This window comes from Nocardioides taihuensis (assembly GCF_042657275.1).
Lineage (GTDB): Bacteria > Actinomycetota > Actinomycetes > Propionibacteriales > Nocardioidaceae > Nocardioides > Nocardioides taihuensis.
This window is the reverse complement of sequence record NZ_JBHSKD010000019.1, coordinates 96283-115460: the sequence shown is the minus strand read 5'-3', so window position 1 is coordinate 115460 and position 19178 is coordinate 96283. Positions and strand designations below refer to the sequence as shown.

Here is a 19178-nt window from a genome sequence, read left to right as displayed (position 1 = left end):
GTCACGCCAGCGCCGCGGGCAGGGTCGCGGACCACGCCTCGCGCAGCTCGGCCAGCGGCAGGTCGAGGACGCCGTCGACCACCAGCGAGTCGCCGCCGGTGCGTCCGAGGGGGGTCAGGGGTACGCCGTGCTCCGCGGCCAGGGCGACCAGCCGCTCGGCGTCCGCGTCGGTCACCGTGACCAGCGCCCGGGCCGCCGACTCGGAGAAGAGCGCGACGAACGGGTCGACGCCGACCTCGACGGTCGCACCGACACCGCGGTGCAGCGTGGCCTCGACGAGCGCCTGGGCGAGACCGCCGTCGGCGAGGTCGTGGGCCGAGGTGGCCAGGCCGACCGCGTCGAGGAGCAGCGCCGCCAGCGCCTTCTCCGCCGCGAGGTCGACCCGCGGTGGCAGCCCGCCGAGGTGCCCGTGCACGACGTGCGCCCACTCCGAGCCCGACAGCTCCTCGCGGGTCTCGCCGAGCAGGAAGACGCGCTCACCGGCAGCGCCGAAGCCGGACGGCGTACGCCGGGTCACGTCGTCGATCACGCCGAGCACCGCGACCACCGGGGTCGGCAGGATCGCGGTCTCGCCGGTCTGGTTGTAGAGGCTGACGTTGCCGCCGGTCACCGGGACGCCGAGCTCGAGGCAGGCGTCCTTGAGCCCGCGGCAGGCCTCGGCGAACTGCCACATCACGGCGGGGTCCTCCGGCGAGCCGAAGTTGAGGCAGTCCGAGACCGCGAGCGGCCGGGCGCCGCCGGTCGCGACGTTGCGGTAGGCCTCGGCCAGCGAGAGCTGCGCGCCGGCGTAGGGGTCGAGCCGCGCGAAGCGGCCGTTGCCGTCGGTGGCGAGCGCGACGCCGAGGTTGGTCTCCTCGTCGATGCGCACCATCCCGCTGTCGCTGGGCTGCGCGAGCACGGTGTTGCCGCGCACGTAGCGGTCGTACTGGTCGGTGATCCACGACTTGTCGCAGAGGTTGGGCGACGCGGCGAGCCGGAGCAGGGTCGCGCGCAGCTCCTGGCCGGACGACGGCCGGGGCAGCGCCTCGGCGGCGTCGGCCTGCAGCGCGTCCTGCGCGTCGGGGCGGGCGAAGGGCCGGTGGTAGGTCGGGCCCTCGTGCGCCACGGTGCGTGGCGGGACGTCGACCACGCGCTCGCCGTGCCAGTCGATCTCGAGCCGCCCGGTGTCGGTCACCTCGCCGACGACGACCGCCTCGACGTCCCACTTCGCGCAGATCGCGAGGAACTCCTCGACGTGGGCGGGCTCGACGACCGCCATCATCCGCTCCTGCGACTCGCTCATCAGGATCTCCTCCGGCGCGAGCGTGGAGTCGCGCAACGGCACCCGGTCGAGCTCGACGTGCATGCCGCCGTCGCCCGCGCTGGCCAGCTCGGAGGTGGCGCAGGAGAGCCCGGCGCCGCCGAGGTCCTGGATGCCGGCGACCGTGCCGGCGGCGAAGAGCTCGAGCGTGCACTCGATGAGCAGCTTCTCCATGAAGGGGTCGCCGACCTGCACGCTCGGCCGCTTGGCCGGCCCGTCGGCGTCGAAGGTCTCGGAGGCGAGCACCGAGACGCCGCCGATGCCGTCGCCGCCGGTGCGCGCGCCGTACAGGACGACCTTGTTGCCGACGCCGATGGCCTTGGCGAGGTGGAGGTCCTCGTGCCGCAGCACGCCGACGCAGAGCGCGTTGACCAGCGGGTTGCCGAGGTAGGTCTCGTCGAAGACCGCCTCGCCGCCGATGTTGGGCAGGCCGAGGCAGTTGCCGTAGCCGCCGACGCCGGCCACGATCCCGGGCAGCACCCGGTGGGTGTCGGGCGCGTCGAGCGGCCCGAAGCGGAGCGGGTCCATCACGGCCACCGGCCGGGCGCCCATGGCGAGGATGTCGCGGACGATGCCGCCGACACCGGTCGCGGCGCCCTGGTAGGGCTCGACGTACGACGGGTGGTTGTGCGACTCGACCTTGAAGGTGACGGCGTAGCCCTGGCCGATGTCGATCACGCCGGCGTTCTCGCCGATGCCGGCCAGCGTCTTGCCGACCGGTGTCTCCTGCGGGATCTCGGAGAACTGCTTGAGGTGCACCTTGGAGCTCTTGTAGGAGCAGTGCTCGCTCCACATCACCGAGTACATCGCGAGCTCGGCGCTGGTCGGACGGCGCCCGAGGATCTCGCGGATCCGCTGGTACTCGTCGGGCTTGAGCCCGAGCTCGGCCCACGGCTGCTCGGCGTGGGGGTCCTCGGCGGCAACGGCGACGGTGTCGAGCACGCCGTCAATCTACCGGCGGCGCACCGGGCCCCGACCCGCGGCTCAGCGCAGGAGACCGTCCGCGACGACCTCGAGCAGCGGCCGGACCGTGGAGACCGGCTGCCCGGCGTTGTCGGCGACGGTCGCCACGCCCCCGACGAGCTGGCAGATCCGCACCGCGTCGGTGTCCTCGGCCAGGGCGCCGTCGGCGACCAGGCGGTCGACGACGCGCTGGCTGGCCGAGGTCAGCACCTGGCACTTGGTGCGGATCGGGGAGTCGGGGTCGCTCATCGCCGCGGTGAGCTTGGCCGGGCCGCCCTTGTGCATGCTGATCAGCCCGGCGTACGTCTCGAGCCACTGCACGAGCAGCTCGCGCGGCGGACCCTCGAAGGCGAGGGTCTTGTCGGTCGCCTCGGTCACCCGGTCGACCCAGCTCTGCATGATCGCGTCGAGCAGGGAGTCACGCGTCGGGAAGTGGCGGTAGAGGGTGCCCGCGCCGACGCCGGCCCTCTTGGCCACGGCGTCCAGGGACGCGTCGTACCCCTGCTCGCGGAAGACCTCGCGAGCGGCCTCGACGATCAGGTCGCGGTTGCGACGCGCATCGGCGCGCATGAATTACCCCTTGCCAAACGGAGACACTCTCCGTATCGTCTGGAAGAACCGGAGAACTTCTCCGGTCAGCGTACACCGGCCCCCGTGGCCAGAACAGGACTCCCTTCCGTGACCCTCACTCCCCGTACCACCACCGAGCGCCCCGACCTGCCCGACGAGCTGCCCGCGGGCGCCGGCCGGGCAGCCGCGGGCATCGCCGTGGTGCTGGTGGCCCAGCTGATGCTGGTGCTCGACACCACGGTGGTGAACGTCGCTCTCCCCCGCATCGATGCCGACCTCGGCTTCGGACCCGCCTCCCTCTCCTGGGTGCTCAACGGCTACACGCTCGCGTTCGGCGGCCTGCTGCTGCTCGGCGGCCGCCTCGGCGACATCGCCGGACGCCGCCGCGTCTTCGTGCTCGGCCTCGGGCTGTTCACCCTCGCCTCGCTGCTCGGCGGCCTGGCCCCGACGCCCGAGGCGCTCGTCGCCGCGCGCGCCGGGCAGGGCGTGGGCGCGGCGCTCGCCGCTCCCGGGGTGCTGGCGCTGCTCGTGACCAGCGCTCCCGACGAGGCGGCCCGCAACCGGGCGCTGGCCCTCTTCTCCGCCGTCACCTCCGCCGGCATCAGCATCGGGCTGATCCTCGGCGGCGTGCTCACCGACCTCGGGTCGTGGCGCTGGACGCTGTTCATCAACGTCCCGATCGGCATCGCCGTGCTGGTCCTGGTGACCTGCCTCGTCGACGAGACCGAACGACGTCCCGGTCGCTTCGACGTGCTCGGCGCCGTCACCGCCACCCTCGGCTCGGTCTCGCTCGTCTGGGCGCTGATCGGCACGCCCGAGCACGGCTGGACCTCGCCGCGCACGCTCGGCGGCTTCGCCCTCGGCCTCGCGCTGCTGGCGCTGCTCGCCCGCACCGAGCTGCGGGTGCCCCACCCGCTGGTGCAGCCGGCGCTGCTGCGTGACCGCTCCCGCGTCGCCTCGCTGCTCGTGATGGCCCTCGTGGTCGGCGGCCAGCTGTCGATGTTCTTCCTCGTCGTGCAGTACGTGCAGGGCGTGCTCGGCTTCGGGCCGCTCGCCGCCGGGGCGGCGTTCCTGCCGCTGAGCCTGGGCATCTTCGCGATGTCGCGCCTGACCCCGCGCCTGGTGGCGGTCTTCGGGCCGGCGCGGCTGATGATGGTCGGCACCCTCGGCCTGACCGCGAGCTTCGTGCTGCTGTCGAACGTCGGCGAGGGCGGCACCTACGCCACCGCCGTGCTGGTGCCGATGATCGTCAACGGCCTCTCGGCCGGCCTGGTGTTCATGCCGGTCACCGTGACCGTGATGAACGGCGTCGCGCCGCACCACGCCGGCTCGGCGTCCGGCCTGCTGCAGACCATGCAGCAGCTCGGCAGCGCGGTCGGCCTCGCCGCGATCGTCTCGGTGTACGCCGCGGGCGCGGTGCCCGGCGCGTTCGTGCCGGGTGCGCGGGCGGCGTTCCTGACCTCGGCGGCCTTCACGGCCACGGCCTTCATGGTCACCGCGGTGGTGCTCCGCCGCCGGCCGGCCGAGCAGGCCGTCCCGGCTCCCGAGGAGACCGCCGAGCCGCTCGTCACGGCCGAGCTCGAGAGCGACCTCGCCGCCTGACCCCTCCCCCACGCTGACCCGCCGTTGGTCAACGGCGGGTCAGCGTGGATTTCGGCAAGTCTGTGACACGTGTGACGGGTGAGGCTTACCGTCGAAGGGCCCCGCCCCCCGACCTGCTCCGGAGCACCGATGACCCCGCCGTCCCCCCGTCCACTTCCCCGTGCGCTCCGCCGGCTGCTGGTGCCGGTGCTCGGCGTGGCCCTGGCGGTGAGCGCCGCGCTCGGCGTGCCGACCGGGGCGCACGCGGCAGGAGACCGCAACGTCGCGACGCCGGGGAACTTCACCGGCTACGGCTTCGACCAGTGCCTGGCGCCGTCGCAGCAGGCCATGAACACCTGGCTGGTGCACTCGCCGTTCCTCGCCGTCGGCATCTACATCTCCGGCGCCTCGCGCGCCTGCCGCGACCAGCCCAACCTCACTCCCGAGTGGATCTCCACCCAGCTCGCGAAGGGCTGGCGGCTGCTGCCGATCACGCTGGGGCCGCAGGCGTCGTGCAACCCGCGCTTCCCGCGCTACGACAACGACCGCACGATCTCGCCGAAGCAGGGCGACAACGGCGGCTACCCGACGGCGCGCAAGCAGGGCACGCGCGAGGCCGACAAGGCGGTCGCCGCGGCCAAGGCGCTCGGTCTCGTGCGCCGCAGCACGCTCTGGTACGACATCGAGGCCTTCGACACCTCCAAGCGCCACTGCCGCGAGTCCGCGCTGGTCTTCCTGTCGGCGTGGACCACGCGCCTCCACGAGGTCGGCTGGGTGTCCGGCGTCTACTCGAGCGCGAGCTCCGGGATCAAGATGCTCGACGACGCCCGGGTCAACCGCCCCGACCGCTTCACGATGCCCGACCGGGTCTGGCTGGCGCGGTGGGACGGCATGGCCGACACCAGCTCGTCGTACGTGCGCGACGACGGGTGGCTGCCCGGAGGCCGGGTCAAGCAGTACCAGGGCGGCCACAACGAGACGTGGGGCGGCGTCACGATCAACATCGACCGCAACTTCCTCGACCTCGGCAAGGGGTCGTGGGCGGCACCCGAGACGCACTGCGTGACCGCACGAATCCCCGACGGCGTGCAGGTGGACCTGCGGGACTACCGCCCGATCACGACGCAGTACGCCGGGGTCCGCCGCGTCACCGCGCTGCAGTGCCAGCTCCGCGAGGTCGGCCTGTACACCGGGCGGCTGTCGGGGGTCTACAACGACCGCACGCGGGCCGCGGCCCAGGTCTGGCAGGACCACCACGGGCTGCAGGTCGGCGACCGCTGGACCCGCACCGCGTGGCAGACGCTGCTCGCGCGCGGCCCGGGCAAGCTCGTGAAGTACGGCTCGGCCGGCGCCGACGTGCGCCGGCTGCAGCGCGGCCTCAACGCGTCCGGCGCCGGCCTGCCCGTCACCGGCGTCTTCGGTGGCGCCACCGACCAGGCGCTGCGGGCCTGGCAGAGGGCGGTGCCGGGCGTGCCCGTCAGCGGGGTCGCCTCCGCGACGACCTGGCAGGCGCTGCGCGCCGGGAAGAGCTGACGCTCAGCGGAGGACGGTGGCCGCGAGCGAGGTGAAGAAGCCGAGACCGTCGGTGCCGGAGCCGGTGAGCTCCTCGACCGCGTGCTCGGGGTGCGGCATCAGGCCGACCACGTTGCCGCGCTCGCTGGTGATGCCGGCGATGTCGCGCAGCGAGCCGTTGGGGTTGTCGTCGAGGTAGCGGGCGACCACGCGTCCCTCGCCCTCGAGCCGGTCGAGCGTGGCCTCGTCGGCGACGAACCCGCCCTCGCCGTTCTTGAGGACGATCGTGACCTCGTCGCCCTGGTCGTAGGCGTTGGTCCAGGCGGTGCTGTTGTTCTCGATCCGCAGCCGCTGGTCGCGGCAGACGAACTTGCGGTGGTCGTTGCGGATCAGCGCGCCGGGCAGGAGGTGCGACTCACAGAGGATCTGGAAGCCGTTGCAGATGCCGAGCACCGGCAGCCCGCGGCCCGCCGCCGCGACGACCTCGGTCATCACCGGCGCGAACCGCGAGATGGCCCCGCAGCGCAGGTAGTCGCCGTACGAGAAGCCGCCGGGGAGCACCACGGCGTCCACGCCGCGCAGGTCGGCGTCGGCGTGCCACAGCGCGACCGCGTCGTGCCCGGCGAGGCGCGCCGCGCGACGGGCGTCATCGTCGTCGAGCGAGCCGGGGAAGGTGACGACCCCGACCTTCATCTAGCGGCCCTCGCTGGCAGCGACCTCGGCGACCGAGTGCTCCTCGACGTGGACCTCGAAGTCCTCGATGACGGGGTTGGAGAGCAGGGTCTCCGCCATCTGGCGGACCTGCTCGACCACGTCGTCGGTGAGCTCCCCCTCGATCTCGAGCTCGAAGCGCTTGCCCTGGCGGACGTCGGTGACGCCGCTGAAGCCGAGCCGCGGCAGTGCGCCGAGGACGGCCTTGCCCTGCGGGTCGAGGATCTCGGGCTTGGGCATGACGTCGACGACGACACGGGCCACGGGGACTCCTTGGCTGCGGTGGTGGTTCCGCGGGGAGTCTAGCCGTGGCCCGTGCCGGGGCTCGTCAGGGTCGTGGGCCGGTCAGCGGGTGATCGTGCTCTTCCCGAAGTAGAGGCCGAGACCGGTGACCACCAGCCAGGCCGGGCCGAGCAGCGCCGGCACGCCGGGGACGCCGAGACCGGCGACCATCAGCGTCGTCTGGATGACCGGGAGCAGCGCGACCGCGCCGATCCAGCGGGAGACGGAGCGCTCCTTGAGGCCCATCACGACGACGGCACCGGCGGCGACCACGACGCCGAGCCAGCCGATCCAGGCCCCGAAGTCGTTGAGCACGTAGTAGACGTACAGGCCCTGGTCGTCGAAGGCCTTCGGCTCGAAGCTGCCCGGCAGGTAGTTGCCCAGCGCGCCCTTCCAGCCGTAGCCGTAGGTGAGGCCGGCGGCCGAGCTGACCAGGCCGAGCGGCACCAGGTGCGCGGCGGTCGACCCCGGGAGCCGGGGCTCGACCCGTCGTCGCCAGGTCGCTGCGAGCACGAGCAGCAGCGCGACGGTCACGTAGCCAAGGACCATGCTGAGCCGGTAGGTCAGCGGGGTGAGGTCGACGAACATCTGGTGCGAGAGCTGCACACCGTCGGCGGTGTACTGGCGGCCGTCGAGCACCATGGTGGCCGTGAAGCCGGTGAGGCCGGCGGCGGTGGCGATCAGCGGCCAGGCGGCACGGCGTCCGCGCGGCTCGGCGTCGGTGGCGTGGGTGGCCGCGGCGGTGGAGGCGGTGGAGGCGGTGGTGGCGGCGGTGGACTGAGTCATGGCGGTTCTCCTCGGGAGGTCGTGGGTCGGGTTGACGGGGACGACCGTGTCGCGCCCGGCGTCCCGGGAAGAAGGGACGCCGACCCCCTCATCCGGGGACGCCGACTGGGGCACGATGTGGCACGTGGACGACGCAGCCGCACCGCCGAGCCAGGCGGGCACGCCGGGCACCGTGAGCACGGGGGGCCCGGACGGCACGACCGACGACGACCGTCGGCTACCCGCGATCGCCGCCGCCATCGCACTCACCTCGACCCTCGCCTGTGTCGCTGCGCTGGTGATCGGCGACCCCGGGGACCGGCTGGGGGTCGCCGCCGGCGACGTCGTGCTGGGCACCGCGTGGCCGCTGGTCGGTGCCCTGGTCGTGCGCGCGCAGCCGCGCAACCCGGTCGGCTGGCTGATGCTCGTGCCCTCGCTGATCGGCGTCTACCTCCTCGCCGGCGTGTACGCCGAGTCCAGCGGCGGCGAGGGACCGCTCGGCGTGCTCGCCGCGTGGTTCGCGATCTGGGGGTTCGCGCCCTACTTCTTCACGCTGCCGGTCCTGCCCCACGTCTTCCCCGACGGCCGCCCCTTGTCGCCGCGCTGGGGGCGCGTGGTCGCCGTGACCGTCGGCGTCGGGGTGGTCACGACGGTGGCCCGCATGTTCGCGCCGGTGCCGGCCGACCTCGCGCCGGAGGTGATGAACCCCTTCGGTGTCGAGGGCGCGCCCTGGCTGCGCTACGTGACCATGGCCGGCGCCGCCTCGCTGTTCTTCGTCGGCGTGCCGCTCGCCGTGCTGTCGCTGGTGCTGCGGATGCGGCGGGCGCGCGAGCCCGAGCGCACCCAGCTGTACTGGCTGGTGCTCGGCGGCCTCGCGCTGGTGGTGGCGGCGCTGCTGCCCTTCGGCGGCGCCGGCGAGACCTGGGGCCTGGCGGTCGGCCTGCTCGCCTTCCCGGCCGCGATCGGCGTCGGGATGCTGCGCCACGGCCTCTTCGACGTGGAGCTGACCCTCAACCGCACCGTCGTGCTGGGCCTGATCACCGGCTTCGTGGTCGGCGTCTACGTGCTCGTCGTCTACGTCGCGCAGGCCGTGGCCCCCGGTTCGCACTGGGGCGTGCTGCTGGTGGCGGTCGCCGCGCTGGTCGCCGCGGCGGCGCGCGACCGCGTGCAGGGCGTGGTCGACCGGCGGCTCTTCGGCCACCGCCACGACCCCTACGCGGTGGTCGCCCACGTCGGCCGCGACGTCGCCGCCGCGTCCCAGCCGGTCGAGGCGCTGCAGCGGCTGGTCGAGGGTCTGCGCGAGGCGCTCCGGCTGCCGTACGCCGCGTTCACCGGTGGCGACGTGCACGTCGCCACCGGCGCCCCCATCCACGGGAGCCGCGTGGTGCCCGTGACCGCGCTCGGCGAACCGGTCGGCGAGCTGCACGTCGGCCTGCGCAGCAGCGGCGAGCGCTGGACCCCCGCGCAGGAGGCAGCGGTCGAGGAGGTCGCCGCCCGCGCCGGCACGCTGGCCTACGCCGCCGGGCTGGTCACCGACATCGCCGCCAGCCGCGGCCGGATCGTGGCCGCGCGCGAGGAGGAGCGGCGCCGGCTGCGCGCCGACCTCCACGACGGGGTGGCCCCCGCCCTGGCCGGGACCGCGCTCCAGCTCGAGTCGCTGGCGCGGCGGCTGGAGCCGCTCGACCCCGACCTCGCCCAGCGCGCCTACGGCTTGCGCGACGGCCTGCGGCACGGCGTCGGCGAGCTGCGCGCGGTGGTGCACGGTCTGCGCCCCCCGGTGCTCGACCAGCTCGGCCTCGCAGGCGCGCTGCGCCAGCTCGTCGGCGGGCACGACCAGCCCGAGTGCGTGGCCCGGGTCGCGGACCTCGGCGAGGTCGACGCGGCGGTCGAGGTCGCGGCGTACGCCATCGCGGCGGAGGCGTTCGGCAACGCGCTGCGCCACAGCGCCGCGAGCCGTGCCGAGCTGCGGGCGACGACCACCGACGACCGGCTCGAGGTCGTGGTGACCGACAACGGCGTGGGACTGCCGGCCCGACCTCGGGCCGGGGTAGGGATGGTCAGCATGAGGGAACGGGCGGCCGAGGTCGGCGGACGGCTCGACGTCGTCGCGACCCCCGGCGGGGGGACGACGGTGCGGGCGACGCTGCCGCGGGTGGTGGGCCGGTGACCACCGTGGTGATCGCCGACGACCACCCGGTCTTCCGGGCCGGGATGGTCACCGTGCTCTCGGACCTCGACGGCATCGACGTGGTCGGCCAGGCCTCGGACGGCGAGGAGGCGCTCGCCGTCGTCGCCGCGACGCACCCGGACGTCGTGCTCATGGACCTGCGCATGCCCGGCGTCGGCGGGGTCGAGGCGACCGCCCGGATCAGGGTGGAGCACCCCGACACCGCCGTGGTCGTGCTGACCATGGACTCCGACGACGACTCGATCTTCGCCGCCCTGCGCGCCGGGGCCCGCGGCTACCTGCTCAAGGAGTCGGACGGTCTCGACATCGAGCGGGCCGTGGACGGCGTCGCCCGCGGCGAGGCGGTCTTCGGCGCCGGGATCGCCGAGCGGGTGCTGGCCTTCTTCGCGTCCGGGCGCACGCCCGCGTCCAGCCCCTTCCCCCAGCTGACCAACCGCGAGCACGAGGTGCTCGAGCTGATCGCGCAGGGCCTCGACAACCAGCAGATCGCGCGCCGGCTGGTGCTCAGCGACAAGACCGTGCGCAACCGGGTCAGCGACGTGCTGGCCAAGCTGCACGCCCGCTCGCGGGCGGAGATGGTCGCGCTGGCCCGTGACGCCGGCCTCGGCGGCTGAGCCGCCGGGGCCGGCGCCGGGCCGGTCTCAAGCCGGCGTCACTGCGGGAACATCTGCTGCCGCGGCTTGCACACGGTGCCGGCCAGCGGGAGCGTCCCGTCGACGAGGTAGGCGGCGTAGGCCTGGTTGATGCACGGGCCGGTGTCGATGGCGCCGTGGCCCCACCCGTCGAGCACGAGCAGGCGCGAGCCGTCGAGCATGCGGTTGACCGCCCGGGCGCCGTGCAGCGGGGTGGCCGGGTCGAAGGTGTTGCCGACGACCAGCACCGGCGCCGAGGTCGTCACCGCGAAGGGTCCGGTGAACCGGTCCTCCTTGGTGGACGCCGGCCAGCCGGCGCACACGCCGGACGCCCAGGTCCACGCGGCGCCGAACCACGGGGAGTAGCGGTCGGCACGCCTCGCGGCGTCGACCCAGGTCCGCTCGTCGACGGGGTTGTCGGAGTCGGCGCACGCGACGCCTGCGAACGGGTCGCTGATCCGGCCCCAGCCCGAGCCCGAGGTCATCGTCGCCCGACCGTCACCGGCGCCGTACGGCCCGGGGAGTCCGCGGTCGTCGGTGACCCGACGGGCGACGGCCCGCGGGTCGAAGGCGCCGGGCACGAGGCGGGGGCTGCCGTCGCCGAACATCTGGCGGTGCAGGCGCTCGAGGTAGCGCATGAGGTAGCGGATGCTGCCCTGGTCGTAGAGGTAGCCGAGGGCCGAGCCGACGACGTCGCTGTACGTGGTCGTGATCCCGGCGTGCTTGAACGGGCCCCGGCGCAGCCGCTTGATGATGTCGTACCAGACCCCGCTGGCGTCGCCGGCGATCGGGCAGCGCGCCCTGCCGACGCGGTCGCACTCGGCGAACGCGTTGACCAGGCCCTGCCAGGCGCCGTAGCCGCTGCCGAGGCGCTCGGAGAACGGGTGCGTGGTGCCGGTGCCGTCGGCCCCGGTCGTCCACGCCACCGGGTCGAGCACGCCGTCGAGGATCATCGCCCGGATGTTGCCGGGGAACATCGCGGCGTACGTCGTGCCGAGCTGGGTGCCGTAGGAGACGCCGTAGTAGGAGATCTGCGACTCGCCGAGCGCCTGGCGGACCAGGTCCATGTCGCGCGCGGTGTCGGCGGTGGTCATGTGCCCGACGATCGGGGAGGGATCGGTGCGGCAGGCCCGGCGCACCCAGCGGTCGTAGGTCAGCTGCGCCTTGACCTCGCCCTCGGTGCGCGGGAAGTAGGCCTTCGGGTAGCTGCCCGGCCTGGTGTCGGTGCGGCACCGCATCGGCGCCGACGGGCCGACACCCCGGGGGTCGATGCCGACGATGTCGAAGCGCTGGCTGACCACGTCGGGCACGAGCTCACCGAAGTACGTCGCGAAGTCGCGCGATGCGCCGCCGGGGCCGCCCGGGTTGACGAAGAGCGTGCCGATCCTGTTGCCGGGGTCGCTCGCGGAGACCCGCAGCAGGTCGAGCTCGGTGGTCGCCCCCGTCGGGTCGTCGTAGTCGAGCGGCACCGTGGCGGTGGTGCAGTCGAAGGGCGCGTCCGAGTAGCAGGGCGCCCAGTCGAGCGTCGGCACCGGGGCGTCGACCCCGGCGCTCGCGGGGACGGGCGCGGCGGACCGCTCGCGCGCGGAGGCCGGCCCGGTCAGGCCGGGCAGGAGGCTGAGGGAGAGGGCTGCGACGGCCACCAGTGCTGTCGTCCCCCGAGATGGCGTGCGCATGACCGAACCCTAGATCGCAGCACCTACGCCGACCACGTCCCCGGGGGCGCCGGGCTGTCAGGACAGCTCGCGCTTGAGGATCTTGCCGGTGGCCGTCATCGGCAGGGCGTCGACGAACTCGACGACGCGCGGGTACTTGTAGCCCGCCATCTGCTCGCGACCCCAGGCCACCAGCTCGTCCTCGGTCAGGGTGGAGCCCTCGGCCCGGATCACCACGGCCTTGACCTCCTCGCCGTGGCTCTCGTCGGGCACGCCGATGACGGCGGCGAGCGAGACGTCGGGGTGGGTCATCAGCACCTCCTCCACCTCGCGCGGGTACACGTTGTAGCCGCCCCGGATGATCATGTCCTTGGACCGGTCGACGATGTAGTACCAGCCGTCCTCGTCGCGGCGGGCGAGGTCGCCGGAGCGGAACCACCCGTCGCGGATCACCTCGGCCGTCGCCTCGGGCCGGCCGTAGTAGCCCTTCATGATGTTGTGGCCCTTGATCGCTATCTCGCCGACCGCGTCGGGGCCGTCGGGCACGTCGTCCCAGCTGTCGGCCTGCAGCAGCCGCATCTCGACCCCGGGGATCGGGACGCCGATCGAGCCGACGCGCACCGGCTCGCCGTACCGGCTGAAGCTGGCGACCGGCGAGGTCTCCGAGAGCCCGTAGCCCTCGAGGATCGTGACGCCGAACTTGGCCTGCACGTCCTTGTGCACCTCGACCGGCAGCGACGCGCCGCCGGCCACCGCCACCCGCAGCGTGGCCGCGAGCGTGTCCACGTCGATGGCGTCGCCGGCCTCGGCGAGCGCGCCGAGCAGCCCCCAGTACATCGTCGGTACGCCGGCGAAGAAGGTCACCCTCTCCCGCTGCATCAGGGCCAGCGCCGGACCGGCCTCGAAGCGCGGCAGCATCACCACGGTGCCCCCGAAGGCGAAGCCGCCGTTCATGATCACGGTCTGCCCGAAGGAGTGGAACAGCGGCAGCACGCACAGGTAGGTGTCAGGACGCTCGGCGTCGGCGCCGAAGAGGTCGGCGCCGGCCAGGGCGTTGTCGCGCATGTTCCGGTGGCGCAGCTCGGCGCCCTTGGGCTGCCCGGTCGTGCCGGAGGTGTAGAGGATGACCGCGGTGTCGTCGTCGTCCACGTCGACGGTCCCGAACGTCGGGGGCTGGCCCTGCAGTGCGGCGCCGAGCGTCTCGGTGCCCTCGATCGGGGACGGCGCTGCCGGGTCCGCGGTGATCACGAAGAAGTGCTCGCACTCCGCGGCCTGCTCGAAGCCGGTGTGACCCTCGCGGCCGATCGGCAGCTCCGGGGTGCCCTGGAAGCAGAAGTAGGCCTTCGCGTCGGAGTCGGCGAGGTGGTAGGCGATCTCGCGACCCTTGAGCAGCACGTTGAGCGGGACGACGGTCGCGCCGGCCTTGAGGATGCCGTAGTAGACGATCGGGAAGTACGGCAGGTTCGGGCAGCTCAGGGCGACCTTGTCGCCGGGCTCGATGCCGCGGGAGACCAGCAGGTTGGCCACCTGGTTCGCCGCCCCGTCGACCTGCGCGTAGGTCAGCCGTGTGTCGCCGAGCACGACGGCGACGCGGTCGGGGAAGCGGCGGGCGGAGTCTTCGAGCAGGCGCGCGAGGTTCGACATGGGGTCAAGGTAGTCGGCGGGCCGTGGTCTCGACAGGCTCGACCGGCGGCTGGTCCGGTCAGCGGCGGCCGCGGCCGGCGACGATGCAGAGCGCGACGCCGAGGCCGGCCACCAGCGGGCCGGCGATCGCCCAGAACTCCACCCCGGTCATCGGACTCCCCTCGAGGTAGCCGAGGCCCTGCAGCGTCCAGACCACGCCCACGACGACCATCAGGCCACCGAGACCGAGGGCGAGTGCGCGTCCCATCAGTGCTCCTCTCGCAGGATCTTCGCGGCGCGACGCAGGTCGGACGCCACCGCGGCAGGGGCGAAGCGGTCGAGCAGCGCCGCCACGGGGGCCAGCACGCCGGGGGCGTCGAGGCGCATCGTCGCGCGGACGTCGCAGCCGCCGGTCGACTCGGTGAACTCGAGGGTCAGCACGGCACGGAAGCCCCGCCACGTGCCCGCCTCGGTCCAGCGCACGGGCCGCTCGAGCGCGGTGGTCTCCATGCGCGGTCGCAGCCGCGGCTTGGTGACGTCGATCCACCGCTGCCCCACCCGGGGCTCCCCGGTGACGCCCTCGACCCGGGCCAGGCTCGACTGCCACGCGGGGCGGTTGTGGGGGTCGGCGAGGTAGTCGAAGGCGCGCTCGCGCGGAACGTCGAAGTGGACGCTCTGCCCGGCGCTCACCAGGTCTTCCCGGTCAGTCGCTCGTACGCCTCGACGTACCGCGCCCGGGTCAGCTCGACGACATGGTCGGGCAGCGGCGGGGGCGGCTCGCCGGAGGCACGGTCCCAGCCGCTCTCGGCCGAGGTCAGCCAGTTGCGCACCACCTGCTTGTCGAAGGACGGCTGCGACCGGCCCGGCTGCCACTGGTCGGCCGGCCAGAACCGCGAGGAGTCGGGGGTGAGCACCTCGTCGGCGAGGACGACGGTGCCGTCCGGCGCGAGCCCGAACTCGAGCTTGGTGTCCGCGAGGATGATGCCGCGGGCGCGGGCGACCTCCTCGGCGCGGCCGTAGACGGCGAGCGTCAGGTCGCGCAGCGTGCCCGCCGGGCCGGCACCGACGGTCGCGACCACCGTCTCGAAGCTGATGTTCTCGTCGTGGTCGCCGAAGGCCGCCTTGGCCGCCGGGGTGAAGATCGGGGCCGGCAGCCGTGAACCGTCGAGCAGGCCGTCGGGGAGCGGGATGCCGCACACCTCACCGGTCTCGTGGTAGTCGAGCAGGCCCGAGCCGGTGAGGTAGCCGCGGGCCACGCACTCGACCGGGAACATCTCCAGCGCCCGGCAGACGACCGCGCGACCGCGCACCTCCGCCGGCACCGCGGCCGAGACGATGTGGTTGGGCACGAGGTCCGCCAACCGGTCGAACCACCACAGCGACATCCGCGTGAGGATCTCGCCCTTGTCGGGGATCGGCGTCTCGAGCACGAAGTCGTACGCCGAGATCCGGTCGCTCGCGACCATCAGCAGGTCGCCGGACGCGAGGCGGTAGAGGTCGCGCACCTTGCCCGAGTGCACGTGGGTGGCGCCCTCGATGACCGGGGCCGGGGGGAGCTGCTGCGGGGCCGCCATGCCTGAAACCCTAGCCACCCTCCGGCGCGAGCTGCTTCCGCATCCGCACCAGCGGTACGGGTGCCCCGCCGCGCGCGTCCTCGAGCTCCTCGACGACGACGAACCCGGCCGCCTCGTAGAGCGGCCGACCGGCCATCGTGCCCATCAGCTCCAGCGCGGTGAACCCCTCGGCGCGCGCCGCCGCCTCGCACGCGTCGAGCACCATCCGGCCCACGCCCCGGCGGGCGAAGGCCGGGTGCGTGTACATCGCCCGGACCCGGGCCGGGTCCCGCGCCGGGTCGAGCAGGGCGGCGTCCCGGCCGGGCGTGCTGTCGTTGCCGTAGAGCGTGGCCCGCCGGCTCCAGCCGCCGCAGCCCGCGACGTCGGGGCCCCACTCGACGACGAAGTAGGTGCCGTCGGTGATCAGGGCGGTGTCGATCCCCATGATCGTCCGGCTGGACTGGATCTGCTCCGGCGTGAGGACGTCGCGCTGCAGCTCCCCGATCGCGGCGTCCATCACGGGCGCGAGGCGCGGCACGTCGGCGAGATCGGCGAGGCGGAGACGCAGGTCCACGGTCAGCCCCGGAGGTAGAGCGCCGGCCCGGGCGGCTGCTGGCCGGTGTCCCAGACGAGGACACCGGTGCTGATCTGGTGGCTGCCGTCCACGGTGACGAACGAGAAGCACGGTGTGCCCTCGCCCGCGGCGTCGAGCGGACCCGTGACCAGGTGCGCCTCGGGGTCCTGGTCGGCGGGCCAGGAGGTGAGGCACTGTCCCGAGGGTGCGACGAGGTAGGCCAGCGCGACGACACGCTCGTCGAGCTCGGCCGCGACGGCCCAGGTGCCGTCGGGCGGAACCGTCGCCGACACGTCGGTGACCGGCGGCGGCGCGGGCGGCGGGAGCGGGTCGGCGGTCTCGACGACGACGGGGTCGCCGGCGCGCAGCAGGTCGTGGCGGACGGCGAAGAACGCGAGGCACGGCGTGGCCAGGCCGGTCGGCACCTCCACGGTGCCGTCGGCGGCGACGTCCACGAGCAGGTCGGGATCGACGGGGTCCTGGTCGGCGGGCCACGCTGTGGGGCACTCTCCCGCCGGAGCGGCGACCACGGCCAGCACGTCGGGGTCGCCGTCGACGGGCGGCGTCACCTCGGCGAGGTAGCCGGGCGCGCCGGCGTACTCCCGCCGCAGCGGGCGCACGACGCCGACGGCCGGCGGGTCGGGTGCGGGCACCCAGCTCTGCAGCACCTGCGTCTTCAGCGGTCGGCCGGCACCGGTGCCGTTGACCAGCTGGAGGGCGTAGCACCGGTCGTCGATGCCGTACGACGGAGGCGCCCAGCCCTCGCGGGACGGGTCGAGCCGCCGCAGCTCCTCCACCTGCCCCTCGTCGTACTCGGCCTCGCCCCAGTAGTTGCGGGTGACGGGGAACCGGCACCGCGACCCGGACGACACCATCGCCAGCACCCGGGACCCCGGGGGCGCCTGGGGCTCGGCCCAGCCCAGCGAGACCGGCGCGTCGGCCGCCAGCCCGCCGTCGAAGGAGACGCCGCGCAGCCGCGGCGGCAGCGGGTCGAGCGGGCAGGCGGAGGGGGCCAGCGTGCGCCGCCCGCCGTACCGGTGGAGCGCGGTGTCGAGCGTGCGGCCGTCGACGACGCGGCAGTCGTAGAAGCCGGGCTGGGGCGCCATCATCCGGCAGGTCGGCAGGCGCAGGTCGGCCGTCATCAGGCGGCAGCCCCCTGTGTGCTGCAGCCCGAGCGTGTGGCCGAGCTCGTGGGCGATGACGTGCGCGGCGACCACGCGGGCGTAGGGCCGCGACATCGTCGGCACCATCGGCTGCACGAGGCCGGGGCGCAGGCGCACCCAGCTGTGGGGCCGGTAGCCCACCGTCGCCAGCCCGTCGTGGCCGTCGGTGTCGCCGACCGTGATCCGCAGCTGCGCCCGCGCCCTGCCCGTCGGGACGAACCGCATGTCGAGGCCGGTTCGGTTCCACGCGGCGACACCGGCCCGCAGCGACCAGTCATAGCTGTCCGGCAGTCCCGCCCAGTAGCGGATCCGCGAGCCCGGCCACGACGGCGCCCGCGTCGCACGGAGCGCCACCGTGTCGCCGCCCAGGCGGGGTCGCACCGTGAGCGGCACCTCCGGCCCGTCACCTGCTCCCCCGACCGCGGGCGCGCGGTCGGCCTCTGCCGGCCGCGACGACGCGGGCCCGGCGACCAGCACCAGCCCCGCGAGCAGCGCGGGCACCAGCGCGAGGAGCAACGCAGCACGGGCCCGGACCATGGCGCTGACGCTACGTCAGACCCCAGCCCCGCATGGCCCCTTTGGGTCAGTCCGCGGCGCGGACGGCGCCGTGGTCTCGACAGGCTCGACCGGCGGGTCGGCCGCCCCTCACCGGCGGGGTGGCAGGGTGGTCGGGTGCTCGAGGCCGCCCCCGACGTGGACCCGGAGGTCCACGCACGCCGCTGGCGGATCCTCGGCGTGGCGCTGGTGGTCGGCTTCATGTCCCTGCTCGACGTCACGATCGTCAACGTCGCGCTGCCCTCGCTGCGCGCCGGCCTCGACGCGTCGGCGTCCACCGCGCAGTGGGTCGTGTCGGGCTACGCCCTCGCGTTCGGCCTGACGCTGGTCGCCGGCGGGCGGCTCGGCGATGCCTACGGCCGGCGCCGGCTGATGGCGATCGGGCTGATCGGCTTCATCGTCAGCAGCGCCGCGGTCGGCCTCGCCCCCAACGCCCTGATCGTGGTGGTGGCCCGGCTGGCCCAGGGCGCGAGCGCGGGCTTCCTCACCCCGCAGAACAGCGGGCTGATCCAGGACCTCTTCACCGGCGACGAGCGGGGCCGGGCCTTCGGGCTGTTCGGCTTCACCGTGTCGATCTCCTCGGCGCTCGGTCCGGTCATCGGCGGCCTGGTGCTGCAGGCCGCCGGTGAGGAGGACGGCTGGCGCTGGCTGTTCCTGGTCAACATCCCGATCGGCCTGGTCGCCCTGGTCGGGATCTGGCGGATGGTGCCCGGCCGCAGCGCCGCGCAACGCACGGCCGACGCGCGGATCGACGTCGCCGGGGCCCTGCTGCTCGGGCTCACCGTGCTGTGCGTGCTGCTGCCCGTCGTCCGCCTCGAGGGCGGCGACCGGCTCCCGCTGCTCCTGCTGCTCGCCGTACCCGTGCTGCTCTGGGGCTTCGTGCGCTGGGAGCAGCGGTTGGTGGCGCGCGGCGGGGCGCCGCTGCTGGACGTCGGGCTGCTGCGGCAGGTGCCGGGGTACGCCGGCGGCCTCGCCGTCGGCACCCTCTACTTCACCGGGTTCACCGGGGTCTTCCTGGTGCTCTCGGTGTTCCTGCAGGAAGGGCGCGGCCTCTCGCCGCTGACCGCGGGGCTGCTGCTGACGCCGTTCGCCGTCGGCTCCGCCGTCACCGCCCCCCTCGCCGGCCGCGTGATCAACCGGATCGGGCGCCCGCTCACCGTCGTCGCACTCGCCGTGATGATGACCGGCGTCCTCGCCACAGCCCTGCTCGTGCCGGGGCGCGAGGACACCGCACTGGTGGCGGTGCTCGTGCCCGCGCTCCTCGTCGCCGGCCTCGGCGGCGGCGGCGTCATCTCGCCCAACTTCACGCTCACCCTCGCCGAGGTGCCCACCCGCATGGGCGGGGCGGCCGGCGGCGCGCTGCAGACCGGCCAGCGGATCGGCTCGGCCACCGGCGCGGCCGTGCTGATGACCGCCTACCAGGTCGCGCTCGCGCAGGGTACCTCTCCCGACACCGCGCTGCGGGTGGCCCTGGTGACCGCACTCGTCCTGCTCAGCGTGGCGATGGTGACCGCGGTGCGCGCGCTCCGCGCGCCCTGAGCCCTACCGGCG

At 74.1% G+C, this 19178-nt stretch carries 17 protein-coding genes; 5 read left to right on the top strand and 12 right to left on the bottom strand.

All coding sequences use genetic code 11. The features are described from left to right. Window position 1 precedes the first annotated feature (1 nt). Window positions 2-2242, bottom strand: a complete 2241-nt coding sequence (gene purL, locus ACFPGP_RS15775; protein WP_378591697.1) for a phosphoribosylformylglycinamidine synthase subunit PurL — start codon at window positions 2240-2242, stop codon at window positions 2-4. 42 nt (window positions 2243-2284) lie between these two features. Then, window positions 2285-2833, bottom strand: a complete 549-nt coding sequence (locus ACFPGP_RS15770) for a TetR/AcrR family transcriptional regulator (protein ID WP_378591696.1) — start codon at window positions 2831-2833, stop codon at window positions 2285-2287. Between the two features lie 108 nt (window positions 2834-2941). Here ACFPGP_RS15770 and ACFPGP_RS15765 point away from each other — a divergent pair, with 108 nt between their 5' ends. Both ACFPGP_RS15765 and ACFPGP_RS15760 read left to right on the top strand, forming a co-directional pair. After that, the gene (locus ACFPGP_RS15765) at window positions 2942-4435 is read left to right on the top strand and encodes an MFS transporter (protein WP_378591695.1); all 1494 of its coding nucleotides are present in this window, start codon (window positions 2942-2944) and stop codon (window positions 4433-4435) included. Window positions 4436-4564: 129 nt separating this feature from the next. Then, window positions 4565-5947: a glycoside hydrolase domain-containing protein gene (locus ACFPGP_RS15760; protein WP_378591694.1), complete on the top strand. Its 1383-nt coding sequence runs from the start codon at window positions 4565-4567 to the stop codon at window positions 5945-5947. Window positions 5948-5950: 3 nt separating this feature from the next. On the opposite strand, the gene purQ is transcribed toward ACFPGP_RS15760, so the two are convergent. From purQ to ACFPGP_RS15745, 3 genes are all read right to left on the bottom strand, one after another. Then, entirely contained in the window at window positions 5951-6619 is a 669-nt protein-coding gene (gene purQ / locus ACFPGP_RS15755) for a phosphoribosylformylglycinamidine synthase subunit PurQ (RefSeq protein ID WP_378591692.1), read from the bottom strand. Beyond that, window positions 6620-6901 carry a phosphoribosylformylglycinamidine synthase subunit PurS gene (gene purS / locus ACFPGP_RS15750; RefSeq protein WP_378591691.1) on the bottom strand — a complete coding sequence of 94 codons (282 nt, stop codon included), beginning with the start codon at window positions 6899-6901 and terminating at the stop codon, window positions 6620-6622. An 81-nt stretch (window positions 6902-6982) separates the two neighbouring features. Continuing rightward, window positions 6983-7705 carry a hypothetical protein gene (locus tag ACFPGP_RS15745; protein WP_378591689.1) on the bottom strand — a complete coding sequence of 241 codons (723 nt, stop codon included), beginning with the start codon at window positions 7703-7705 and terminating at the stop codon, window positions 6983-6985. 124 nt (window positions 7706-7829) lie between these two features. On the opposite strand from ACFPGP_RS15745, the gene ACFPGP_RS15740 reads away from it, so the two are divergent. Together ACFPGP_RS15740 and ACFPGP_RS15735 are read left to right on the top strand one after the other, a co-directional pair. Further along, window positions 7830-9851 carry a sensor histidine kinase gene (locus ACFPGP_RS15740; protein WP_378591688.1) on the top strand — a complete coding sequence of 674 codons (2022 nt, stop codon included), beginning with the start codon at window positions 7830-7832 and terminating at the stop codon, window positions 9849-9851. After that, window positions 9848-10486 carry a response regulator gene (locus tag ACFPGP_RS15735; RefSeq protein ID WP_378591687.1) on the top strand — a complete coding sequence of 213 codons (639 nt, stop codon included), beginning with the start codon at window positions 9848-9850 and terminating at the stop codon, window positions 10484-10486. The genes ACFPGP_RS15740 and ACFPGP_RS15735 overlap by 4 nt, the downstream gene beginning before the upstream one ends. 38 nt (window positions 10487-10524) lie before the next feature. Here the strand turns inward: ACFPGP_RS15735 and ACFPGP_RS15730 are convergent, their stop codons facing one another. From ACFPGP_RS15730 to ACFPGP_RS15700, 7 genes are read right to left on the bottom strand one after another with little or no spacing between them, the layout of a single operon-like run. After that, window positions 10525-12180, bottom strand: a complete 1656-nt coding sequence (locus ACFPGP_RS15730) for an alpha/beta hydrolase (protein WP_378591686.1) — start codon at window positions 12178-12180, stop codon at window positions 10525-10527. A 57-nt stretch (window positions 12181-12237) separates the two neighbouring features. Then, on the bottom strand, window positions 12238-13803 hold the full coding sequence (locus ACFPGP_RS15725; RefSeq protein WP_378591685.1) for a long-chain-fatty-acid--CoA ligase: 1566 nt from the start codon (window positions 13801-13803) through the stop codon (window positions 12238-12240). A 58-nt stretch (window positions 13804-13861) separates the two neighbouring features. Continuing rightward, window positions 13862-14050: a hypothetical protein gene (locus ACFPGP_RS15720; RefSeq protein ID WP_378591683.1), complete on the bottom strand. Its 189-nt coding sequence runs from the start codon at window positions 14048-14050 to the stop codon at window positions 13862-13864. After that, complete coding sequence (locus tag ACFPGP_RS15715; protein ID WP_378591681.1) at window positions 14050-14472, bottom strand: SRPBCC family protein; 423 nt, start codon at window positions 14470-14472, stop codon at window positions 14050-14052. The genes ACFPGP_RS15720 and ACFPGP_RS15715 overlap by 1 nt, the downstream gene beginning before the upstream one ends. Next, window positions 14469-15356: a phosphoribosylaminoimidazolesuccinocarboxamide synthase gene (locus ACFPGP_RS15710; RefSeq protein WP_378591680.1), complete on the bottom strand. Its 888-nt coding sequence runs from the start codon at window positions 15354-15356 to the stop codon at window positions 14469-14471. The genes ACFPGP_RS15715 and ACFPGP_RS15710 overlap by 4 nt, the downstream gene beginning before the upstream one ends. 10 nt (window positions 15357-15366) lie before the next feature. Continuing rightward, a complete protein-coding gene (locus ACFPGP_RS15705; RefSeq protein WP_378591678.1) occupies window positions 15367-15909 on the bottom strand; it encodes a GNAT family N-acetyltransferase in 543 nt (180 codons plus the stop codon). 2 nt (window positions 15910-15911) lie between these two features. After that, a complete protein-coding gene (locus ACFPGP_RS15700) occupies window positions 15912-17609 on the bottom strand; it encodes a zinc metalloprotease (RefSeq protein ID WP_378591676.1) in 1698 nt (565 codons plus the stop codon). Window positions 17610-17744: 135 nt separating this feature from the next. On the opposite strand from ACFPGP_RS15700, the gene ACFPGP_RS15695 reads away from it, so the two are divergent. Continuing rightward, window positions 17745-19166 (top strand): MFS transporter, encoded by a 1422-nt coding sequence (locus tag ACFPGP_RS15695; protein WP_378591675.1) that lies wholly within the window; start codon window positions 17745-17747, stop codon window positions 19164-19166. The last annotated feature ends 12 nt before the right edge of the window (window positions 19167-19178 follow it).